A 15,979-nucleotide genomic window follows, 5' to 3' on the forward strand; every position below is an offset into this window, starting at 1 on the left:
TCCGGCTTGACACCGCCAAACCGGGCAGGTTGGCAGAGCCCGCCGACGCGGCGAGGGACCCAGAACCAACACCCCGCATGGTCCTTCGGACCCCCGAACCAGGTGGCCGGCCGGGGCTGGCCTGTCGCCAATCGCAGTCATCAAGGCGCCGGTTCTCGCCGGGATCGGCAGCCTGGCCGCGCCTGTCCGCTTGCCACGCCGCAGCTGCCAACCGCCGCGGTCGCCGGCGCAGCTCGCCTCCCACTGCCGAACTGCGCCGCTCGAACGCGAAAGCGCGGCAGGTCGAAGCCCGCCGCGCCAGTCGTCAGTCCGTTCGGTGAGGTCTAAGCTCCGGCTCCCGGGCCGAGCTGCTTCTTGCCGTCGCTGGCTGCGATTTCGTTTCGCAGTCGTGCCATCTCGTTCTCCACGCCTGGGCCGGCTGAGAGGGCTTCCAGTTCGCGGGTGATGTCGTCCTTGCCGTAGCCGGTGGGGTCGTTGAGGACGCCGGAGGCGGTGAGTTCGTCGAGGGCTGCGCCTCGGGCTTGGAGTTGGGCCGTCTTGTTCTCGGCGCGCTCGATGGCCATGTTGACGTCGCCCATTTCCTCGGAGATGCCGCTGAAGGCTTCGCCGATTTGGGTGGTCGCCTGGGCTGCGGCGTAGGTGGCCTTGATCGTTTCCTTCTTGGTGCGGAAGGCGTCGACCTTGGCCTGCAGGGATTGGGAGGCTCGGACGAGCTTTTCCTCTTCTGCCTGCAGGGCGTTGTACTGCTGCGTCATGTCTTCGATTTGCTGCTGGAGCGGGCCGCGGCGGACCAGGGCCTCGCGGGCCAGGTCTTCGCGGCCGACTTCGAGGGCGCGCTTGGCTTGTTCGCCGCGCTTGTCGTAGTCCGCTTGTAGTTGCTTGAGCTGGATTTCCAGGCGCTTGCGGCTTGTCGCTACCTCTGCGACGCCGCGGCGCACCTTCTGTAGCAGCTCCAGCTGCTTCTCGTAGGACAGGTCGAGCTGTTCGACCGGATTTTCGCGGCGTTCAAGGGCCGCGTTGGCTTTGGCCTCGACGACCAGCTTCATCCGCTTCATGACGCCGCTCATAGACGCTCCCCGCCCCCTTCGATACCTGGGCCCCTACGCATGACACGGCCTGAGGCTCCGCGGGAGCCGGGGCCGGGGTACGGCAGAGTAGGGACGTTTCATGGGATCAACGCTTCCGTGGTGACCGTGGTTCCCAGGATAGACCGGGTGGAATCTCCTTCGGCACCGGTGGTGCGCCCGATTCCGCGCTGCGCGAGGTATGCCCCCGCCAGCACGATCACGCCGCCGGCGATCTGTGTCGCCGACAGGCGCTCGCCGAGTGTGACCCAGGCCACGACGGTTGCGGAGGCTGGCTCGACGTACGCCAGTCCGGCCGCCACCGTCGCCGACAGCCGCTGCACCGCTGCCGCGCCGGTGAGGTAGGACAGGATTGTGCTGATCAGCACGATGAACGCGGCCAGCGTCCAGCCCGGCAGGTGGTGCGAGCCCAGTGGGACCGAGTGCCCCAGCACGTGCCAGGGTGCGGACCACGGCGCGGCCAGCGGGGTGAGTACCACCATGCCGACGGTCATGCCGCCGGTGGTGAGGGTCAGGGGGTCGACCGTGCCGGACAGCCGGTCGATCAGTAGGAAGTACGTCGCGTTTCCGGCGCCGGCGCCGAGTCCGGCTGCCAGGCCCACCGCGTCCAGGTGCACCCCGGACCAGATCTGTACCACGATCGCCAGCCCCAGCATCGCCACTCCGACGCCGATCGCCGACTCGCGCGCCACGTGGGTGTGCCGCACCAGCTTCTCCCAGCCGACCACCAGCACCGGCCCGGTGAACTCCAGCAGGATCGCGATCCCGACCGGTAGCCGGGAGGCCGCCACGAAATACAGCACCTGGCATGCCGCGACCGCCACCAGTCCGTAGACCGCGATCGGCCACTTGTTCCGCACCATCGTCGTCAGCTGCCCGGGCCGCCGCAGCGCCAGGCACAGCGCGACCAGCACCACGACCGTGCCGATCAACCGCACCCACACCGCCTGCAGCGGGCTGAACCCGGTGGCGATCAGGGCCTTGGCGAACGGGCCGCCGGCCCCGAAGGCCACCGAGGAGACCACGCCGAACAGGACGCCGGCTGTGGTGCGGTTGACGGAAACGGGGCTGCTCACATCCCCGAGAGTAATAGGCGCCGACCGGCTTTGTCCTTGACGATCACCAGGCGAGGCCGAGTCGTGATCAGCAGGTCACGCCAGCAGGTGCACCGCCTCGGCGAACGCCTCCGGCGCCTCCTGCGGCACGTTGTGCCCGACCCCCTCCACCTTCCGGTACTCGAACCGGCCGGTGAACAGCTCCCGGTCCCCGGAATCGGCGAACGGCGGCCCGCCGACCCCGTCCGCTCCGGCTTCCAGGACCACGGTCGGCACCACGATCTCGGTCCCGAAGGCCAGCCGCTCCTCGATCGCCTGATACCGCGGATCGCCCTCGGCCAGGCCGTACCGATGCCGATAGGAATGGATGACCACTTCCACGAAATCAGGGTTGTGCAGACTCGGCGCGCTCGCCGGGAACTCGGCTGAGGCGGCCTGCCACGTCGGCGACCACGTTCGCCACAGCAACTCGCACAGCTCCTCGCGGTTCCGCTCCAACCCGCGCCGTCCGCGCTCGCTGTGGAAGTAGTACTGGTACCAGTACGTCGCCTCCCACTCCGGCTTCGACGGCTCGCCGGAGTGCGCGATGTCCTGCACGTTGAAGCCGTCGACCGTGACCAGCCCGCGCACCCGCTCCGGCCACAGCGCCGAGACGATGCACGCCGCGCGCCCGCCCCAGTCGTAGCCGCCGACGATCGGGCGGTCCAGCCGCAGCGCGTCGATGAAGTCGATCAGGTCCTGGCCGATGGCGCCCTGCTGCCCGGACCGCAGATCGGCCTCGGACAGGAAGCGCGTCCTGCCGAAGCCCCGCAGATACGGTGCGTATACCGAATAACCACCCCGCGCCACCAGCGCCTTGGCGACCTTGTCGTAGGCGCGGACGTCATACGGGAAGCCGTGGAGGAGGACGACGGGAATCCCCGAGGGGTCCCCTGCGTGTTCATAGGCGATGTCGAGAACGGGCGTCGCTACGTGATCCAACGCAGTGAAGGTCATGAGGAGAGCTTCGCATAATCGCTCGCGTAAGCCTCGAAGAAAGCTGCCTCCGCCAGCACTGAATTGCGCAGTTCAGACAGCAGTACGCGCTCGTTGGGACCGTGCAGCTGGCACGCCGCGTCTTCGGCCCCGAACAACAGGATCTCAGCACTCGGAACGGCTTTCGCGAGCCCGTTCACCAACGGGATGGCGCCGCCGCTCGCGGCCTGCGTCGCGGCCGAACCCCACGCGGCCTTCAGCGCGGTCGCGGCAGCCTGATAGGCCGGTCCGCCGGTCCGCGCGGCGAAGCCGGGGCCCGCGTCCTGGGGCGTCACGGTCAGCTCGACGCCGAACGGCTTGGCCGCCTCCAGATGGCGCACCAACGCCTGCTGCGCTTCCTTCGGGTCCTGCTGCGGATGGATCCGCAGGTTCACCAGAGCCCTGGCATACGGCACGACGGCCAGCGCCGCGGTGTCGACGGCCGGCGCGTCCAGGCCGACCACCGTGACCGCCGGACCGCTCCACAGCCGCTCGCCGAGGCCGCCGGTGCCCAGCAGCGGCGTACCGGGCTCGACGGTGGCCAGCGCGCGGAACTCCTCGTCGGTGTACGCGGTGCCGGACCACGGCTCGCGGCGCAGGCCCGGGACGGCGACGTCGCCCTTGTCGTCGTGCAGCGTGGCCAGCGCGGCGATCAGGGTGAGCAGTGCGTCCGGGGCGGCGCCGCCGTACAGGCCGCTGTGCCGCGCCTCCTTCAGTGTGTGGACCTCCACCAGCACCTCGGCGTCCCCGCGCAGGGCGGTGGTCAGCGTCGGGGTGCCGGGGCGGATGTTGCCCATGTCGGCGATGACCATCGCGTCGCAGGCGAAGGCGGCCGGGTTCTGCGGCGGGTAGTCGTCCAGGATGCTGCCGTACTCCTCCTGGCCTTCCAGCACCAGGCGGATGCCGACCGGCGGGCGGCCGTCGAAGGCGCGCAGCGCGCCGAGGTGCACGGCCAGGTTCGACTTGTCGTCGGCGATGCCGCGGCCCCGGATGGCCGGGCCGTGCTCGGGGTCGGTGTACTCCGTCGGGGTGAAGGGCGGGGAGGCCCACGCCGCCTCGTCCCCGGGCGGCTGGACGTCGTAGTGCCCGTAGAGCAGGACGGTCGGGGCGCCCGGCGTCGGGGGCGGGATGTGGCCGGTGATGATCGGGGAGGTGTCGGGCAGCCGCAGGTCCGCCAAGTCCTGGACGCCAGCCTCGCGCAGCAGTTCGACCAGCAGGTCGTGGCACTCGACGACCTTCTCCTGCGGATAGCCGGGGAAGGCGATCGAGGGGATGGCGGCCAGGCGCTTGAGATCGGCGGCGACACCGGGCATCAGGGCGTCGACTTTGGCGGTGAGCTGCGCGATGTCCATGCGGTCAGTAACTCATACCCAACCGCGGCGCGCCGCCTGGGCGCCGATCTGGAAGCGCGAGGCGGCACCGAGCCGCGCGGCCAGATCGGCGACGCGGCGGCGCACGGTGCGCTCGCTGATGCCGAGCTGGCGCGCGATGACGTCGTCCTTCATCCCCGCGTTCAGGCACTGCAGGATCGCGTGGTCCTCGGCGAGCAGCTCCGGATTCGCTCCCGCCCGCGGCGCGAACAACGGCACCGCCTGCGTCCACACCGCCTCGAACAGCGCGATCAGTGCCTCGCAGAGCCCTGAGGCGTGCACGACGGCGCAGCGCGAGTCGGCGTCGCCGGCGCCCGGTTCGGACAACGGCAGGATCGCCTCCCGCCGGTCGGCGACGACGAGCTTGGTCGGCAGCGCCGGAGCGGCGCGTGCCTGCTCGCCGAGCTGGACGAGCGCTCGTACCCGGTTGGTGCGGTCAGGGTGGTCCAGCACCTCGGCGGCGTAGACGGCGCGCACGGCGACACCCCGCGCCAACGCGCCGGTCTCTGCCTCCGAGTCGCCATAGTTGGACGCGACGTATGGCGGCGTGTCGAAGGCGAGGATCTCGGTGTCGGCGCGCGCCATCAGATCGTGGAACCGTGCGGCGATGGCCGAGCGCCCGACGATCGCCTCGACCGGCCGCGCCGCCCCGGTGCGCACCGCGCGGTCGTGGAAGCTGGCCGACAGCTCGTCGATGGTCTGGGTCAGCCGGTCCAACTCGGTCCGCCGCTCCCGCAACAGCCCGGTGAGCGCCACCCGCGGGTCGACCGGCACCACTGCCGCCCCGTCGCGCAGCGCGAGCCCGAGTTCGGTGAGCCGGCGGACGCTGCGGCGGACCTGTTCCGGCGGGGCACCGAGGTCCTCGGCGAGGGTCGCCGGGGTGTGCGGGTCGCCCGCGGTGAGCAGGCGGCGCAGGACGGATTCGTCGAAGGCTGACAGGCCGGCGGGGATCAACACGGGCGCAGCCCGCCGTCGCCGCCGGTCCTGACCAGCTCAGTCTCCTGTGCCACGGTGATCCCCCTCCTGATTCCCCTCCTGCGATCAAGAAGCGGCCACACTATAGCGCCGTCCGGCCGGAACCGGCAGGTGTCCGGTAACGGTCAGGGAAAACGCTTCCACCTCGCGGTACGCCGCTGCCAGCATCCCTGTCACCGCTTCCGGCGCCGGCTCCCGCATTCGGCCGGGTCGGAAGCGTAGTCATCAGCACTCTGGGATGTAGGGAGATCACCCTTGCCTGCGATACCTCTACGCCGTCCATGGATGGCGGCGGCCGTGGCCGTGACAGTCTTCGGCTCGACGGCCGGTGTGGCGAGTGCGGCCGGTGCGTCCGCCGCCGGGTCCGCCGCCCCGTCCCCGTCATCCGCGGCCACCTTCCGGCTGACCGCGGATCAGGTTCGGAGCCTGTCCGCGAAGTACACCGTCGGTGTCGACAGCACCGGCACTGTAGCCCAGCGCGTCGGGAGGGCGCAGGCCGCGGTGGCCGGCGTGAGTGCCGACCCGGCCACGTCGGCCGCGCCGAGCGCGCCGAGTGCGCCGGCGACTGGTTCGGTGGCTGGTCAGGCCTCGAACTCCGGCCTGTCCTTCACCGCGGACCAGCAGATCGAGACCGCGCGCGGCCTCGGTCTGACCGCGGCCGTCCCCGGCAGCGACGACTGGTTCCATGTCGACACCTCCGGCCAGGTCCAGCGCGTCGGGCGGGACGGCAAGCCGGTGTGGACCAAGACCGAGCAGGGCCTGGCCGCGGACTGGGGTCTCAAGGGCACCGTTCCCTATCTCCCCGAGCCGCCACCGCTCGACATGTTCGCCGGCTACGACCCGATTTCCGGCACCGGCGTCGGTTCCGACCAGACCTTCGCGGTCGGCGACTTCGGGGGTGGATCAGGGCACGACATCGCTGTCGCCTACACCCTCGGCGCCAGCGCGGCCTTCCCCTTCACCGTTCCGGACTCCCCGCTGACCCACTTCGCGTCCTTCGTCACCGTCATCGACGGCCGCACCGGCAAGACGTTGTGGCATCAGGTCTATCCCGGTTACGTCAACCGCCTCGCGGCCGGGGCCGGGGGGCTGGTTGTCGGCGACGTCACCGGCCCGATGTGGGGCATCGAACCGGCGTCGTCGTCCGGTGAGAGCCGGACCAGCGTCTCGCTCGTGAAGTTCCACAAGTCCGGCGCCGCGGTGGCCGGCGCCACCGCCTGGACGTACGACACCCAGGTCCCGTGGGCCGCGCTCGCCACCATCACCCCGACCGCCGACGGCATCGCGACCGGCTGGACCGACACCCCCATGGGCCTGGGCACGCCGCGTCCCGCCGACGGCCACGTGATCCTGCTGGACGCGGCCACCGGCAAACTGAAGCTCGACGTCCCGACCCCCGGCTACCCGCGCATCGTCCGCGACGATCCCGAGCGGCACCGGCTCGTCGTCGCCGAGGAGAACGACCCCGAGGACGCGATCAGCTGGCAGCTCACCGCGATCGACCCGAGGACCGGCGGCCGTCAGGTGCTCGCCGACCGCACCGGCACCTTCGTCACCTCGCTGCGGGTCGCGGACTCGGACAACGGAGGCCATAAGAACCCTGCGTATGTCGCGACCGAGCTGACCATGGACATGTCCGGCTCCCAGCCGCTCCCGGTGAGCTCGTCAGTCCTCTCCTTCACCGCGCGTGGCAAGAGCCTGTGGAGCACGCCGATCCCGGCCGCCTTCACCGGCGATGCGCCGGTCGTCGGCGGCATGTTCCTGCCGGACGCCGACAAGGCGAGCGTCGTCGTCACCACCCAGGACCCGCAGAACCCCACCGAAGCCGTCCCCAACGGCCCCGAGGGCACGCAGGTCCTGTCGTTCGACGCCCGCACCGGCAAGCTTCGCTGGCGCCAGTCCGGCGCGGTCGGCACCGGCTTGGAGCCCGCGCAGTGGGGCGACCGCATCCTGTCGGTGGCCGCCGACCAGACCGCCTACGCGTACAAGATCTCCAACGGCGCCCCGGTGGCGACCCAGCCTCAGCTCGGCGACCTTTACGCCGGCGTCCTCGTCCCCGGCCCGACCACGGTGAAGGACGGCGTCAAGAACATCGTCGCGGCCGGGCAGAGCCGCGGCGTGTTCCTGCTCGACGGCCATCCGCAGCCGAACGGCGTGCCGAAGGTCCTGTGGACCGCGACCGTGCAGGGCGCCGTGCACCACGCCGAACTCGTCGACGACGGCCGGCAGGTGCTGGTCGCCGCGACCGGCGGCTGGGACCTGATCGACGTCGCGACCGGCAAGGTCACGGTGGCCAAGGACGTCCCCGGTGCCTACACGTGGTCGGTGGCCGCCACCGGTTCGGGTAAGAATGCTGAGATCATCGACCCGACCCACGCGCTCACCGCTTACGGCCTGAACGGCCGGCAGCTGTGGACGTTCAAGCCGGCCGGCAGCGCGGTGCGGTTCAGCAACGCGACGGTGGACGCCGACGGCCACGTGATCGCCGAGTACGCCACCGCGGCGGGTGACACGGCGCCGAAGGACGGAGTCGTGTCGGTCGACGCCCGGACCGGCAGGACGGTCTGGGACCTCCCGGCCGATCCGTCGGTGCTCAGCACCGGCCAGTTGCAGGCCGCCTATGCGAGCCCTGACATCCCCGGTGCGGACGGCCACGGTGTCGCTCTGGCCTGGGCCGCCAAGGACAACAGTCGCTCGGGCACCACCCTGGTCGAGGTCCGCGACAGCCGCACCGGCGTCGTGCTCACCTCGCACACCGGCGGCGGATCGACCACGAACATCGACTTCAGCGCCGATCCGAAGGACGGCCTGGCCTGGTACCACTTCGCCGTCATCAGCCGGTTGCTGCCGGACGGCAAGACCTGGACCGACACCGGCATGTTCTCCGACACCTTCTCCGGCGCGTTCGCTACCTCGACCGGCGGCTCGACCGTGCTGCTGGACTCGCCGTTCGGGGCGCAGGCGTACGACCCCGCACTGTTCGACGGGAACAACGACTACCCGGGCGAACTGGCGCAGACCGGACCGCTCGATGACGCGCACCAACTCGTCGTCGACGGCTCGCAGGTGCTGGGGCTCGAACAGGACATCCGCGAGTGGGGCGTCAACGACGAGTGGATGGGGTCGTTCTACTTCGATCAGGACTCGAACATGCACGGCGTGACGGTCTCGACCCTGACCGGCACGCTGACGCCCGGCGCTGCCAAGAAGTCCGCGCCCAAGCAGCGATTGAAGGCCACCACCCCGAGTGCCGCGCCGACGACGCCGGTGATGGACCCGACCGGCGGCAGCCTCGCTCCGGACTCGGTGATCCCGGCGGCCCTGGCGACCGCACCGCCGCTCCGCGGCTACACCCCGGCGCAGATCCAGCACAACCTCGCGCTCAAGGGCGACGGCAGTGGCCAGACCGTCGCGATCGTGGACGCCTACCACCACGCGGCGCTCCCGAGCGACCTGAACGTCTTCAGCAAGCAGTTCGGCCTCCCGCCGACATGTGACAGCGCGGCAGCCGGTGCCGACTGCTTCGACTTCTCCGTCCACACCATGCCGGGCACGACCGTCGACGGCGGCGGCTGGGACGGTGAGGCCGCGCTGGACGTCGAGTGGGTGCACGCCGTGGCCCCGCACGCGAAGATCGTCCTCGTCGAGGCGCAGGACCCGACCATGCAGCACCTGAACGAGGCCGTGGACGCCGCGGCGGCGTCGCACCCGGCGGCGGTCTCGATGAGCTACGGCATGAATCGCGAGTTCTCCGGCGAGTCCTTCTACGACAACCGGTGCCTGTTCACTGACACCGTCTGCGTGGAATCGGCCGGCGACAGCGGCAATCCCGACGGCTACAGCGCCACCTCGCCGAACGTGCTCTCCATCGGCGGCACCACCTTGAAGCTGGACGCCGCGGGCACCACGGTGAGCCAGACCGCGTGGCGTGGCACCGGCGGCGGTCTGTCGTTCTTCGAGAAGCGTCCGGCGTACCAGGACGGTGTGAACCCCGCCGCGCATCGCGGGACGCCCGACGTCTCGGCGGTCGCCGATCCGCAGACCGGCGTCGCCGTCTACTACACGGACGCGACGCAAGGCCGTTCCGGCTGGGCCGAAGTCGGCGGCACCAGTTTGTCGGCGCCGATCTGGTCGGCGATCCTGGCGACCGCCGATCAGGCTCGTGCCACCCTCGGCAAAACGCACCTGGCCTCGGCCGACGGCTCGGTGTTCCGCGACGTCTACGGCCTCGGCTCCGCGCTCGTCGATGTCACCTCCGGCAGCAACGGTGCCTGCCCGCCCGCGGAGTGCTCGGCGCACGCCGGCTACGACACGGTGACCGGTCTCGGGGCGCCGGCGCCCGGAGTGGACCAGGCACTGGCGGCGAAGCCGTAGGCCTTTCCCTTGTAGATGAAGCTCGTAGAAGAAGGAGGCGATGCCCCGGCGGTACTTCCCACCGGGGCATCACTCTTGTTGGATGACTCGCACACGCCTACGATGAGCCTCCCGAGAACATGAAGATGCTTCACGTATCTGGAGCGCGCCTTGTCTACCGAGACCTCGCACGGCCCCGGCACCACGTCATCGCCGTTCGACGCGGAGCCCACGGCGAACGTGCGGGCACCGTGGATCACCGGCTTCGTGTTCGCCGGCCTCGGCTGGCAGGTCGCGAGCCAGGTGCCCAGCACCTTCACGGTGCCGCAGCAGATCAAGGACATCGACCCGGCCGGGCACGTCGCGGACTTCGCGTGGGTGAACACGATCGGGACGCTGTCGATCCTGTTCCTGGGGCCGCTGTTCGGGATGCTGTCGGACCGGACGGTCTCCCGCTTCGGGCGGCGGCGGCCGTGGATCGCCTTCGGCGGCGTCGCTGGCGCCGGTGCGCTGGTCTTCAGCGGAACGCAGAACTCGGTGTGGGGCGTCGGCCTCGGCTACCTACTGCAGACGGTGTTCGTGGCCGCACTCGCCGCCGGGATGGTGACGATCGTCCCGGACCAGGTGCCGTCCGGGCAGCGCGGCATTGTCCTGGGCTGGGGCGGGGTGCCGCAGGCCGCCGCGCTGATCGTCGGCGGGGTGCTGGTCTCGCTGTCGAAGGGGTACGTCGGGCAGTACGCGGCGCTGGCTTCGCTGATGGTGTTCGTGCTGCTCTTCGCGTGGCGGGTCGGGGACCCGCAGCTGCCGCGGGAGCGGCGCGAGCCGTTCAGTTTCCAGGCCTATCTGGCCAACTACCGGATTCAGGTGCGGCAGTTCCCTGACTTCGGGTGGGCGCTCGCGACGCGGTTCCTGATGGTGCTCGGCTACGGTCTCGGGACGCTGTACACGCCGTACTTCCTGAGCGATGTGCTCGGATTCAAGAACACCCCGTCCGACAAGAGCAACGACAGCCACCTGCTGATCGTGGTCGCGGTGAACAGCGTCTCGACGGTCGCGCTGGTCGTGATCGCGGGCTGGCTGTCGGACCGCTGGGGGCGCCGCAAGCCTTTGGTGGCCGCGGGATCCGCGGTGATGGCCGTCGCGGCGGCGATGATCGCGGTGCATCAGACCTGGGGCATGATGCTCGCCGCGGGTGCGGTGCTCGGTCTCGGCTACGGCGTCTACCTGAGTGTGGACGGCGCGTTGGTCACGCAGACCCTGCCCTCCGGTGCCGACCGGGGACGCGACATGGGTTTCGCGAACTTGATGACGATCATCCCGTTCGCGCTGGTGCCGCCGATCGCCGCGCTGCTCATCAAGTTCGCGGGTGGGTATGCTGCGCTGTTCTGGGCCTCGGCGATCGCTTCGGCGGCCGGTGCCGTGTGCATCAACAGGATTCGCGGCGTCCGCTAAAAGAAACGGGTAGATCGGTACCAATGACTTCACCATCACGCGTCCTCGTCATCGGTATCGACGGGGTTCGTCTCGACGTGCTCCGCGAGGTCCGCACCCCGCACCTCGACGCGGTCGCGGCCGAGGGCTTCCTCGCGCCGGTGCGCATCGACGACGCCACGCCGACGTGGTCCGGGCCGTGCTGGGCGACCGTCGCGACCGGCGTCTCGGCGGCCAGGCACGGGATCACGCACAACGTCTTCACCGGGCACCGGCTCGCGGAGCATCCGGATTTCCTGACGCTGGCTTCGCTGGCCGGCAAGCGGACGTATCTGTCGGTCGGGAGCTGGGAGCCGTTGGCGACGGCGGCCTGCGGGGGGCCGTTGTTCGCGGCGCCGGACCGGGTGACGTTCACGTCGTACGGCCTGGACTGCGAGCGCGGGGACGAGGCGGCGACGGTCGATGCCGAACGCGAACTGGTGGCCGCGGACTACGACGTGGCGTTCGTGTACCTGGGGGATGTGGACGAGACCGGGCACGAGCTCGGCGTCGGAGCGGAGTACCGCGCGGCGGTGGAGCGTGCCGACGCGCGGGTCGGGCGTCTGCTGGCGACGGTGCGGGCCCGGTCTTCGTACGCTGAGGAGCGGTGGACGGTGATCGTGGTGACGGACCACGGGCACGTCGACGCGGGCGGGCACGGCGGCGACAGCGATCTGGAGCGCACGGCGTGGATCGCCGCCAGCGGGCCGGGGATCGTGGCGGGCGCCGAGATGGGGACGCTGCGGCATGTGGACGTCGCGGCGCATGTGTACGAGGCGATCGGGCTCGGCGAGGCGATGGCGGGGCTTCCGTTGGAGGGGAAGCCTTTCGCGAGCGTGTGACGCCGGCCTGTCCCCGGTGGCCCGGGGCAGGCCGGCAGCGGGCACCGCATCAGTTCTTGCGGACTCGGAACTGTCGCACCTCCTGCGGCCAGCCACAGGCCACCGCGATCTTTCCGGCCCACAGCCGCGCCGCCTCCTCGTCGGCCACGTCCACGACGGCGAAGCCGCCGAGGTACTCCTTGGACTCGATGTACGGGCCGTCGGTGAACAGCGGTGTGCCGCTCGACGCGTCGACGCTGAACACCGGGGCGGCGTCGTCCAGGCCGCCGGTGAAGACGAAGACGCCGGCCGCCTTCATCTCCGCCACCAGCGCCCGGACGGCCTTGGCCTTCTCCTGCAGCTCCTCGACCGTGTGGTCCGGTACCCACTCCTCGTTGAAGGCGATGAGGTACTCGGTCATGGCTCCTCCTTGTCCCGGCGGCTTCGTTCGGCCGCCTCTCATCTACCCGACGAACGGCTCGCTCCGGATCCGACAGGCGGCCGGAGATTGTCAGGAACCTTTGGCCTCCACACGCTTCGGGAACGGGATCCGCATCAGGTCCTCGGCGATGTGGATCGGGCCGTCGAACTCCTCGGCGGCCTCTACCAGGTAACGCGCCGGGGCGGTGTCGATCGGGTAGCGCTGCGAGAAGTGCGTGAGCACGAGCTCGCGGACGCCGGCGTCGGCGGCCAGGCGCGCGGCCTGGCGCGCCGTGAGGTGGCCGAACTGGCCGGCCAGGGCTTCTTCGGAATCGAGGAACGTCGCCTCGATCACCAGCAGGTCGACGTCGGCGGCCAGCTGTTCGGCGCCGGGGCAGCGGCGGGTGTCCATCAGGAAGGCGAAGCTCTGGCCGGGCTTGCGGACGCTGACGTCCTCCAGCCGGACGTCGCCGAGGCGGCCCTCGGCGCGCAGGCGCGCGATGTCCGGGCCTTTGATCCCGGCCGCGTTCAGCTTCTGCGGCAGCATCCTGATGCCGTCGGCCTCGTCGATCCGGTAGCCCTGGCAGGGGATGCCGTGGTCCAGCGGGGCGACGGTGAGGGTCAGGCCGCCGTCGAGGGGGTACGTGCGCACGCCGGTGGCCGGCTGCGTCGCGATCTTCGCGCGGGCGTGGTGCGGGGTGGCGAAGCGGAGGCGCTCGAAGTACTCCTCGTGTTCGCCGGGGAAGTGGCAGACCACTTCGTGCGGGACGTCGTCCAGGGACATGCGCTGCAGGACGCCGGGCAGGCCCAGGGCGTGGTCGCCGTGGAAATGGGTGACGCACAGCCGGGTGACGTCGCTGACCGACAGGCCGGCGAACTGCATCTGGCGCTGCGTGCCTTCGCCGGGGTCGAAGAGGAAGCCCTGCTCGTCGAAGCGGAGGAAGTAGGCGTTGTGCGCGCGGTAGCGCGTCGGCACCTGTGAGGCGGTGCCGAGGATGACGAGCTCGCGCATCATCGGCGGGCCTCCTGTTCGACGCCGGCGCGGACGCGGTCCCAGGACCAGCCGTCCGCGAGGAGGTGGCTGACCAGGCCCGCGTCGAGGAGCGCCAGGATCGTGTAGGCGCGGAACTCCGGGTCGCGGTCTTCGGTGAAGAGCATGGTCAGGTGGGTCTTCCAGAACTGGTACACGCCCAGGCGGTAGCGGGCGCCGGGGGCGGCGGTCTCGGAGGCGAGCAGGAGATCCAGGTGGGCCTGCAGGTAGTCCAGGTACGCCAGCACGAAGGCCACGCGGCGCTCGGTCTGCGTGGCGGCGTCCGGCCCGAGCGGCGCGGGGCCGCTGATCATCGCGAGCTGGAGTTCCTTCTCCCGGTCGTCGAGCAGGGCGGCGACCAGCCCGCTCTTGTCCCGGAAGCGCCGGTAGACGGTCCCCTTGCCGACACCGGCCTCCTGCGCCACCGCGTCGGTGGTCAGCGCCTCGACGCCGCCGTGCGTGTAGAGCCGCCAGGCGGCCTGCAGGACCAGGGCCCTGTTGCGGGCGGCGTCGGCGCGCTCCCGGGGCGGCTCGCCGGCGAGGGGGAGTCCGGGCCTGGACGGTTCGGACATGGACTCATTGTAGACAAGCGGACCCCGGTCCGCATACTCTGGAGTCAGACAAGCGGACCCGGGTCCACTTAGCCCACGAAACAGGAGGCCCAGCCATGACCACCCTCATCACCCGCGACGAGCTGAAGGCCGCGATAGACAGCGGCTCGGTCACCGTCCTGGACGCCCTCGCCGGCGCCTACTGGGAGAAGCAGCACCTGCCCGGCGCCATCCCGCTGCACGCCGACCACGTGGAGGAGGTGTACGCGGAGCTGCTGCCGGACCGGGACGCGCTGATCGTGACGTACTGCTCGAACGCGGCCTGCCCGAACAGCCAGGCGGTGGCTGGGAAGTTGGAGCGGCTCGGGTACACGAATGTGCGGAAGTACCGGGAGGGGATCGAGGACTGGGCCACTGCCGGGCTGCCGCTGGAGTCGGGGGAGCTGCGGGTTTCAGGGAGCTGATCGGCTGGCCGGGCGCGGCGCGGCGCACGGCGGCACTGCACGAAGCCACTGCGGCGCGCGGCACGGCGCGATGCAGCCGATGGCGGCGGGTCATGCGGCCCGATGCTCGGCGGCGCGGCTCGGCAGAGTGGCGCGTGCATGCAACCGCGTGGACGCACCAAGGTGCGAGATCGTGGGGCGCGGCGGTCCGGGCAGTGGCCCTGCTCTTCGGCGCGGTGCACCAGGAGAGCGGCAGCGTGGTGCAGGCCGCAGGGCAGGGCATGCATGGCGCGGCGCAACGGGAGAGCGACAGTGCGATGCAGGCCGCAGGGCAGGCATGGCGTGGCTTGGCCTGGCGCGGTGCGGCGTGGCGGGCGGAAGCGGGGTGCAGGCCGCAGGGTATGGCATGCATGGCGCGGCGCAACGGGAAAGCGGCAGCGTGGTGCAAGCCGCAGGGCAGGCTTGGCATGGCTTGGCTTGGCGCGGTGCAGCGCGGCGGGCGGAAGCGGGGGTCTCGCCGTAGCCTGAGCACATGATCAGGATCTGCTTCTCCGGCGTCACGGGCTGGACCGCGTCGGCCGTCGTCGCGGCGATCGAGGGCTCGGCCGATCTCGTGCTCGTCTCGGGGGTGTCGCGGTCGGCGGCGGGGAAGTCGCTGGCGGAGGCGGTCGGGTGTGCGGCGGAGGGGCGGGTGTACGCGTCCGTGGCTGAGGCCTTGGCTGCGGGGCCGGTCGATGTCGTGATCGACTACACGAGTGCGGCGGCCGTGAAGCAGAACGCGTTCGAGGCTGTGCGGGCGGGTGCGCATGTGGTGATCGGGTCCTCGGGTCTCACCGCCGAGGACTATGCCGAGCTCGATGAGGCGGCGCGGGATCGTGAGGTCGGGGTGATCGCCGCGGGCAATTTCTCGGTGATGGCCGCGGTGTTGCGCAAGGCTGCGGCGCTCGCCGCGGAGCACTTGGACCGGTGGGAGATCATCGACTACGCCAGTGCCGGCAAGCCCGACGTGCCGAGTGGGACGGCCCGCGAGCTGGCCGAGACGTTGGGTGCGATCCGGCGTCCGGTGCCCGCGGTTCCGCTCGACGAGCTGCGGGGTCCGGTCGAGGCGCGTGGTGCGGACGTCGACGGCACCCGCATCCACTCGGTGCGGCTGCCGAGCTACGTCGTCAGCACGGAGATCATCTTTGGTGGGGCCGGCGAGCGGCTGGTCATGCAGCACGACGCGGGTCCCGATCCCGCGCCCTACGTCGCCGGCACGCTGCTCGCCGTGCGCCACGTCGGTGACGCGGTCGGTGTGCGGCGCGGTCTCGACTCGTTGCTGTTCGAGAGTTGAGTGTCGCCGCGATCCCCGCACCACCCCCGCACCACTCCCACACGTCCCCGGCGGCTCGC

The 15,979-nt window shown here is 70.8% G+C and carries 13 protein-coding genes; 5 read left to right on the plus strand and 8 right to left on the minus strand.

What is annotated here, in order from left to right; all coding sequences use genetic code 11:
• Positions 1 to 323: 323 nt before the first annotated feature.
• The 5 genes from ABH935_RS39000 to ABH935_RS39020 form a co-directional block, all read right to left on the minus strand.
• Positions 324 to 1,067 (minus strand): PspA/IM30 family protein, encoded by a 744-nt coding sequence (locus ABH935_RS39000; protein ID WP_370383008.1) that lies wholly within the window; start codon positions 1,065 to 1,067, stop codon positions 324 to 326.
• A 98-nt stretch (positions 1,068 to 1,165) separates the two neighbouring features.
• Positions 1,166 to 2,161 carry a DMT family transporter gene (locus tag ABH935_RS39005; protein ID WP_370383009.1) on the minus strand — a complete coding sequence of 332 codons (996 nt, stop codon included), beginning with the start codon at positions 2,159 to 2,161 and terminating at the stop codon, positions 1,166 to 1,168.
• A 75-nt stretch (positions 2,162 to 2,236) separates the two neighbouring features.
• Positions 2,237 to 3,136, minus strand: coding sequence for an alpha/beta fold hydrolase (locus tag ABH935_RS39010; protein WP_370383010.1), 900 nt, complete (start codon positions 3,134 to 3,136; stop codon positions 2,237 to 2,239).
• A complete protein-coding gene (locus ABH935_RS39015) occupies positions 3,133 to 4,506 on the minus strand; it encodes a M20/M25/M40 family metallo-hydrolase (protein ID WP_370383011.1) in 1,374 nt (457 codons plus the stop codon). Before ABH935_RS39015 ends, ABH935_RS39010 begins: the two co-directional genes overlap by 4 nt.
• Before the next feature lie 12 nt (positions 4,507 to 4,518).
• Positions 4,519 to 5,481: a helix-turn-helix domain-containing protein gene (locus ABH935_RS39020; RefSeq protein WP_370383012.1), complete on the minus strand. Its 963-nt coding sequence runs from the start codon at positions 5,479 to 5,481 to the stop codon at positions 4,519 to 4,521.
• A 315-nt stretch (positions 5,482 to 5,796) separates the two neighbouring features.
• On the opposite strand from ABH935_RS39020, the gene ABH935_RS39025 reads away from it, so the two are divergent.
• The 3 genes from ABH935_RS39025 to ABH935_RS39035 all read left to right on the plus strand — a co-directional run bounded on the left by ABH935_RS39025 (position 5,797) and on the right by ABH935_RS39035 (position 12,164).
• Positions 5,797 to 9,873 (plus strand): PQQ-binding-like beta-propeller repeat protein, encoded by a 4,077-nt coding sequence (locus ABH935_RS39025; RefSeq protein WP_370383013.1) that lies wholly within the window; start codon positions 5,797 to 5,799, stop codon positions 9,871 to 9,873.
• A 150-nt stretch (positions 9,874 to 10,023) separates the two neighbouring features.
• Entirely contained in the window at positions 10,024 to 11,304 is a 1,281-nt protein-coding gene (locus ABH935_RS39030) for an MFS transporter (RefSeq protein WP_370383014.1), read from the plus strand.
• A gap of 23 nt (positions 11,305 to 11,327) precedes the next feature.
• Positions 11,328 to 12,164 (plus strand): alkaline phosphatase family protein, encoded by an 837-nt coding sequence (locus ABH935_RS39035; protein ID WP_370383015.1) that lies wholly within the window; start codon positions 11,328 to 11,330, stop codon positions 12,162 to 12,164.
• A 49-nt stretch (positions 12,165 to 12,213) separates the two neighbouring features.
• Here ABH935_RS39035 and ABH935_RS39040 read toward each other — a convergent pair whose 3' ends face one another.
• From ABH935_RS39040 to ABH935_RS39050, 3 genes are all read right to left on the minus strand, one after another.
• Positions 12,214 to 12,564: a YciI family protein gene (locus tag ABH935_RS39040; RefSeq protein WP_370383016.1), complete on the minus strand. Its 351-nt coding sequence runs from the start codon at positions 12,562 to 12,564 to the stop codon at positions 12,214 to 12,216.
• A gap of 90 nt (positions 12,565 to 12,654) precedes the next feature.
• On the minus strand, positions 12,655 to 13,578 hold the full coding sequence (locus ABH935_RS39045; protein ID WP_370383017.1) for a ribonuclease Z: 924 nt from the start codon (positions 13,576 to 13,578) through the stop codon (positions 12,655 to 12,657).
• The gene (locus ABH935_RS39050; protein WP_370383018.1) at positions 13,575 to 14,165 is read right to left on the minus strand and encodes a TetR/AcrR family transcriptional regulator; all 591 of its coding nucleotides are present in this window, start codon (positions 14,163 to 14,165) and stop codon (positions 13,575 to 13,577) included. The genes ABH935_RS39045 and ABH935_RS39050 overlap by 4 nt, the downstream gene beginning before the upstream one ends.
• 95 nt (positions 14,166 to 14,260) lie before the next feature.
• Between ABH935_RS39050 and ABH935_RS39055 the strand changes: the two genes are divergently transcribed.
• Together ABH935_RS39055 and dapB are read left to right on the plus strand one after the other, a co-directional pair.
• Positions 14,261 to 14,608: a rhodanese-like domain-containing protein gene (locus tag ABH935_RS39055; RefSeq protein WP_370383019.1), complete on the plus strand. Its 348-nt coding sequence runs from the start codon at positions 14,261 to 14,263 to the stop codon at positions 14,606 to 14,608.
• A 511-nt stretch (positions 14,609 to 15,119) separates the two neighbouring features.
• A complete protein-coding gene (gene dapB / locus ABH935_RS39060) occupies positions 15,120 to 15,920 on the plus strand; it encodes a 4-hydroxy-tetrahydrodipicolinate reductase (protein ID WP_370383020.1) in 801 nt (266 codons plus the stop codon).
• Positions 15,921 to 15,979: the final 59 nt, after the last annotated feature.

This window comes from Catenulispora sp. GAS73 (genome assembly GCF_041262085.1).
In the GTDB taxonomy this organism is placed as follows: Bacteria; Actinomycetota; Actinomycetes; order Streptomycetales; family Catenulisporaceae; genus Catenulispora.

Excerpts from the sequence above, each read along its gene's own strand:
- ABH935_RS39015 (WP_370383011.1), bottom strand. The coding sequence starts at position 4,506 with ATGGACATCGCGCAGCTCACCGCCAAAGTCGACGCCCTGATGCCCGGT.
- ABH935_RS39040 (WP_370383016.1), bottom strand. The coding sequence starts at position 12,564 with ATGACCGAGTACCTCATCGCCTTCAACGAGGAGTGGGTACCGGACCAC.
- dapB (WP_370383020.1), top strand. The coding sequence starts at position 15,120 with ATGATCAGGATCTGCTTCTCCGGCGTCACGGGCTGGACCGCGTCGGCC.
- ABH935_RS39045 (WP_370383017.1), bottom strand. The coding sequence starts at position 13,578 with ATGATGCGCGAGCTCGTCATCCTCGGCACCGCCTCACAGGTGCCGACG.
- ABH935_RS39035 (WP_370383015.1), top strand. The coding sequence starts at position 11,328 with ATGACTTCACCATCACGCGTCCTCGTCATCGGTATCGACGGGGTTCGT.
- ABH935_RS39050 (WP_370383018.1), bottom strand. The coding sequence starts at position 14,165 with ATGTCCGAACCGTCCAGGCCCGGACTCCCCCTCGCCGGCGAGCCGCCC.
- ABH935_RS39010 (WP_370383010.1), bottom strand. The coding sequence starts at position 3,136 with ATGACCTTCACTGCGTTGGATCACGTAGCGACGCCCGTTCTCGACATC.
- ABH935_RS39000 (WP_370383008.1), bottom strand. The coding sequence starts at position 1,067 with ATGAGCGGCGTCATGAAGCGGATGAAGCTGGTCGTCGAGGCCAAAGCC.
- ABH935_RS39055 (WP_370383019.1), top strand. The coding sequence starts at position 14,261 with ATGACCACCCTCATCACCCGCGACGAGCTGAAGGCCGCGATAGACAGC.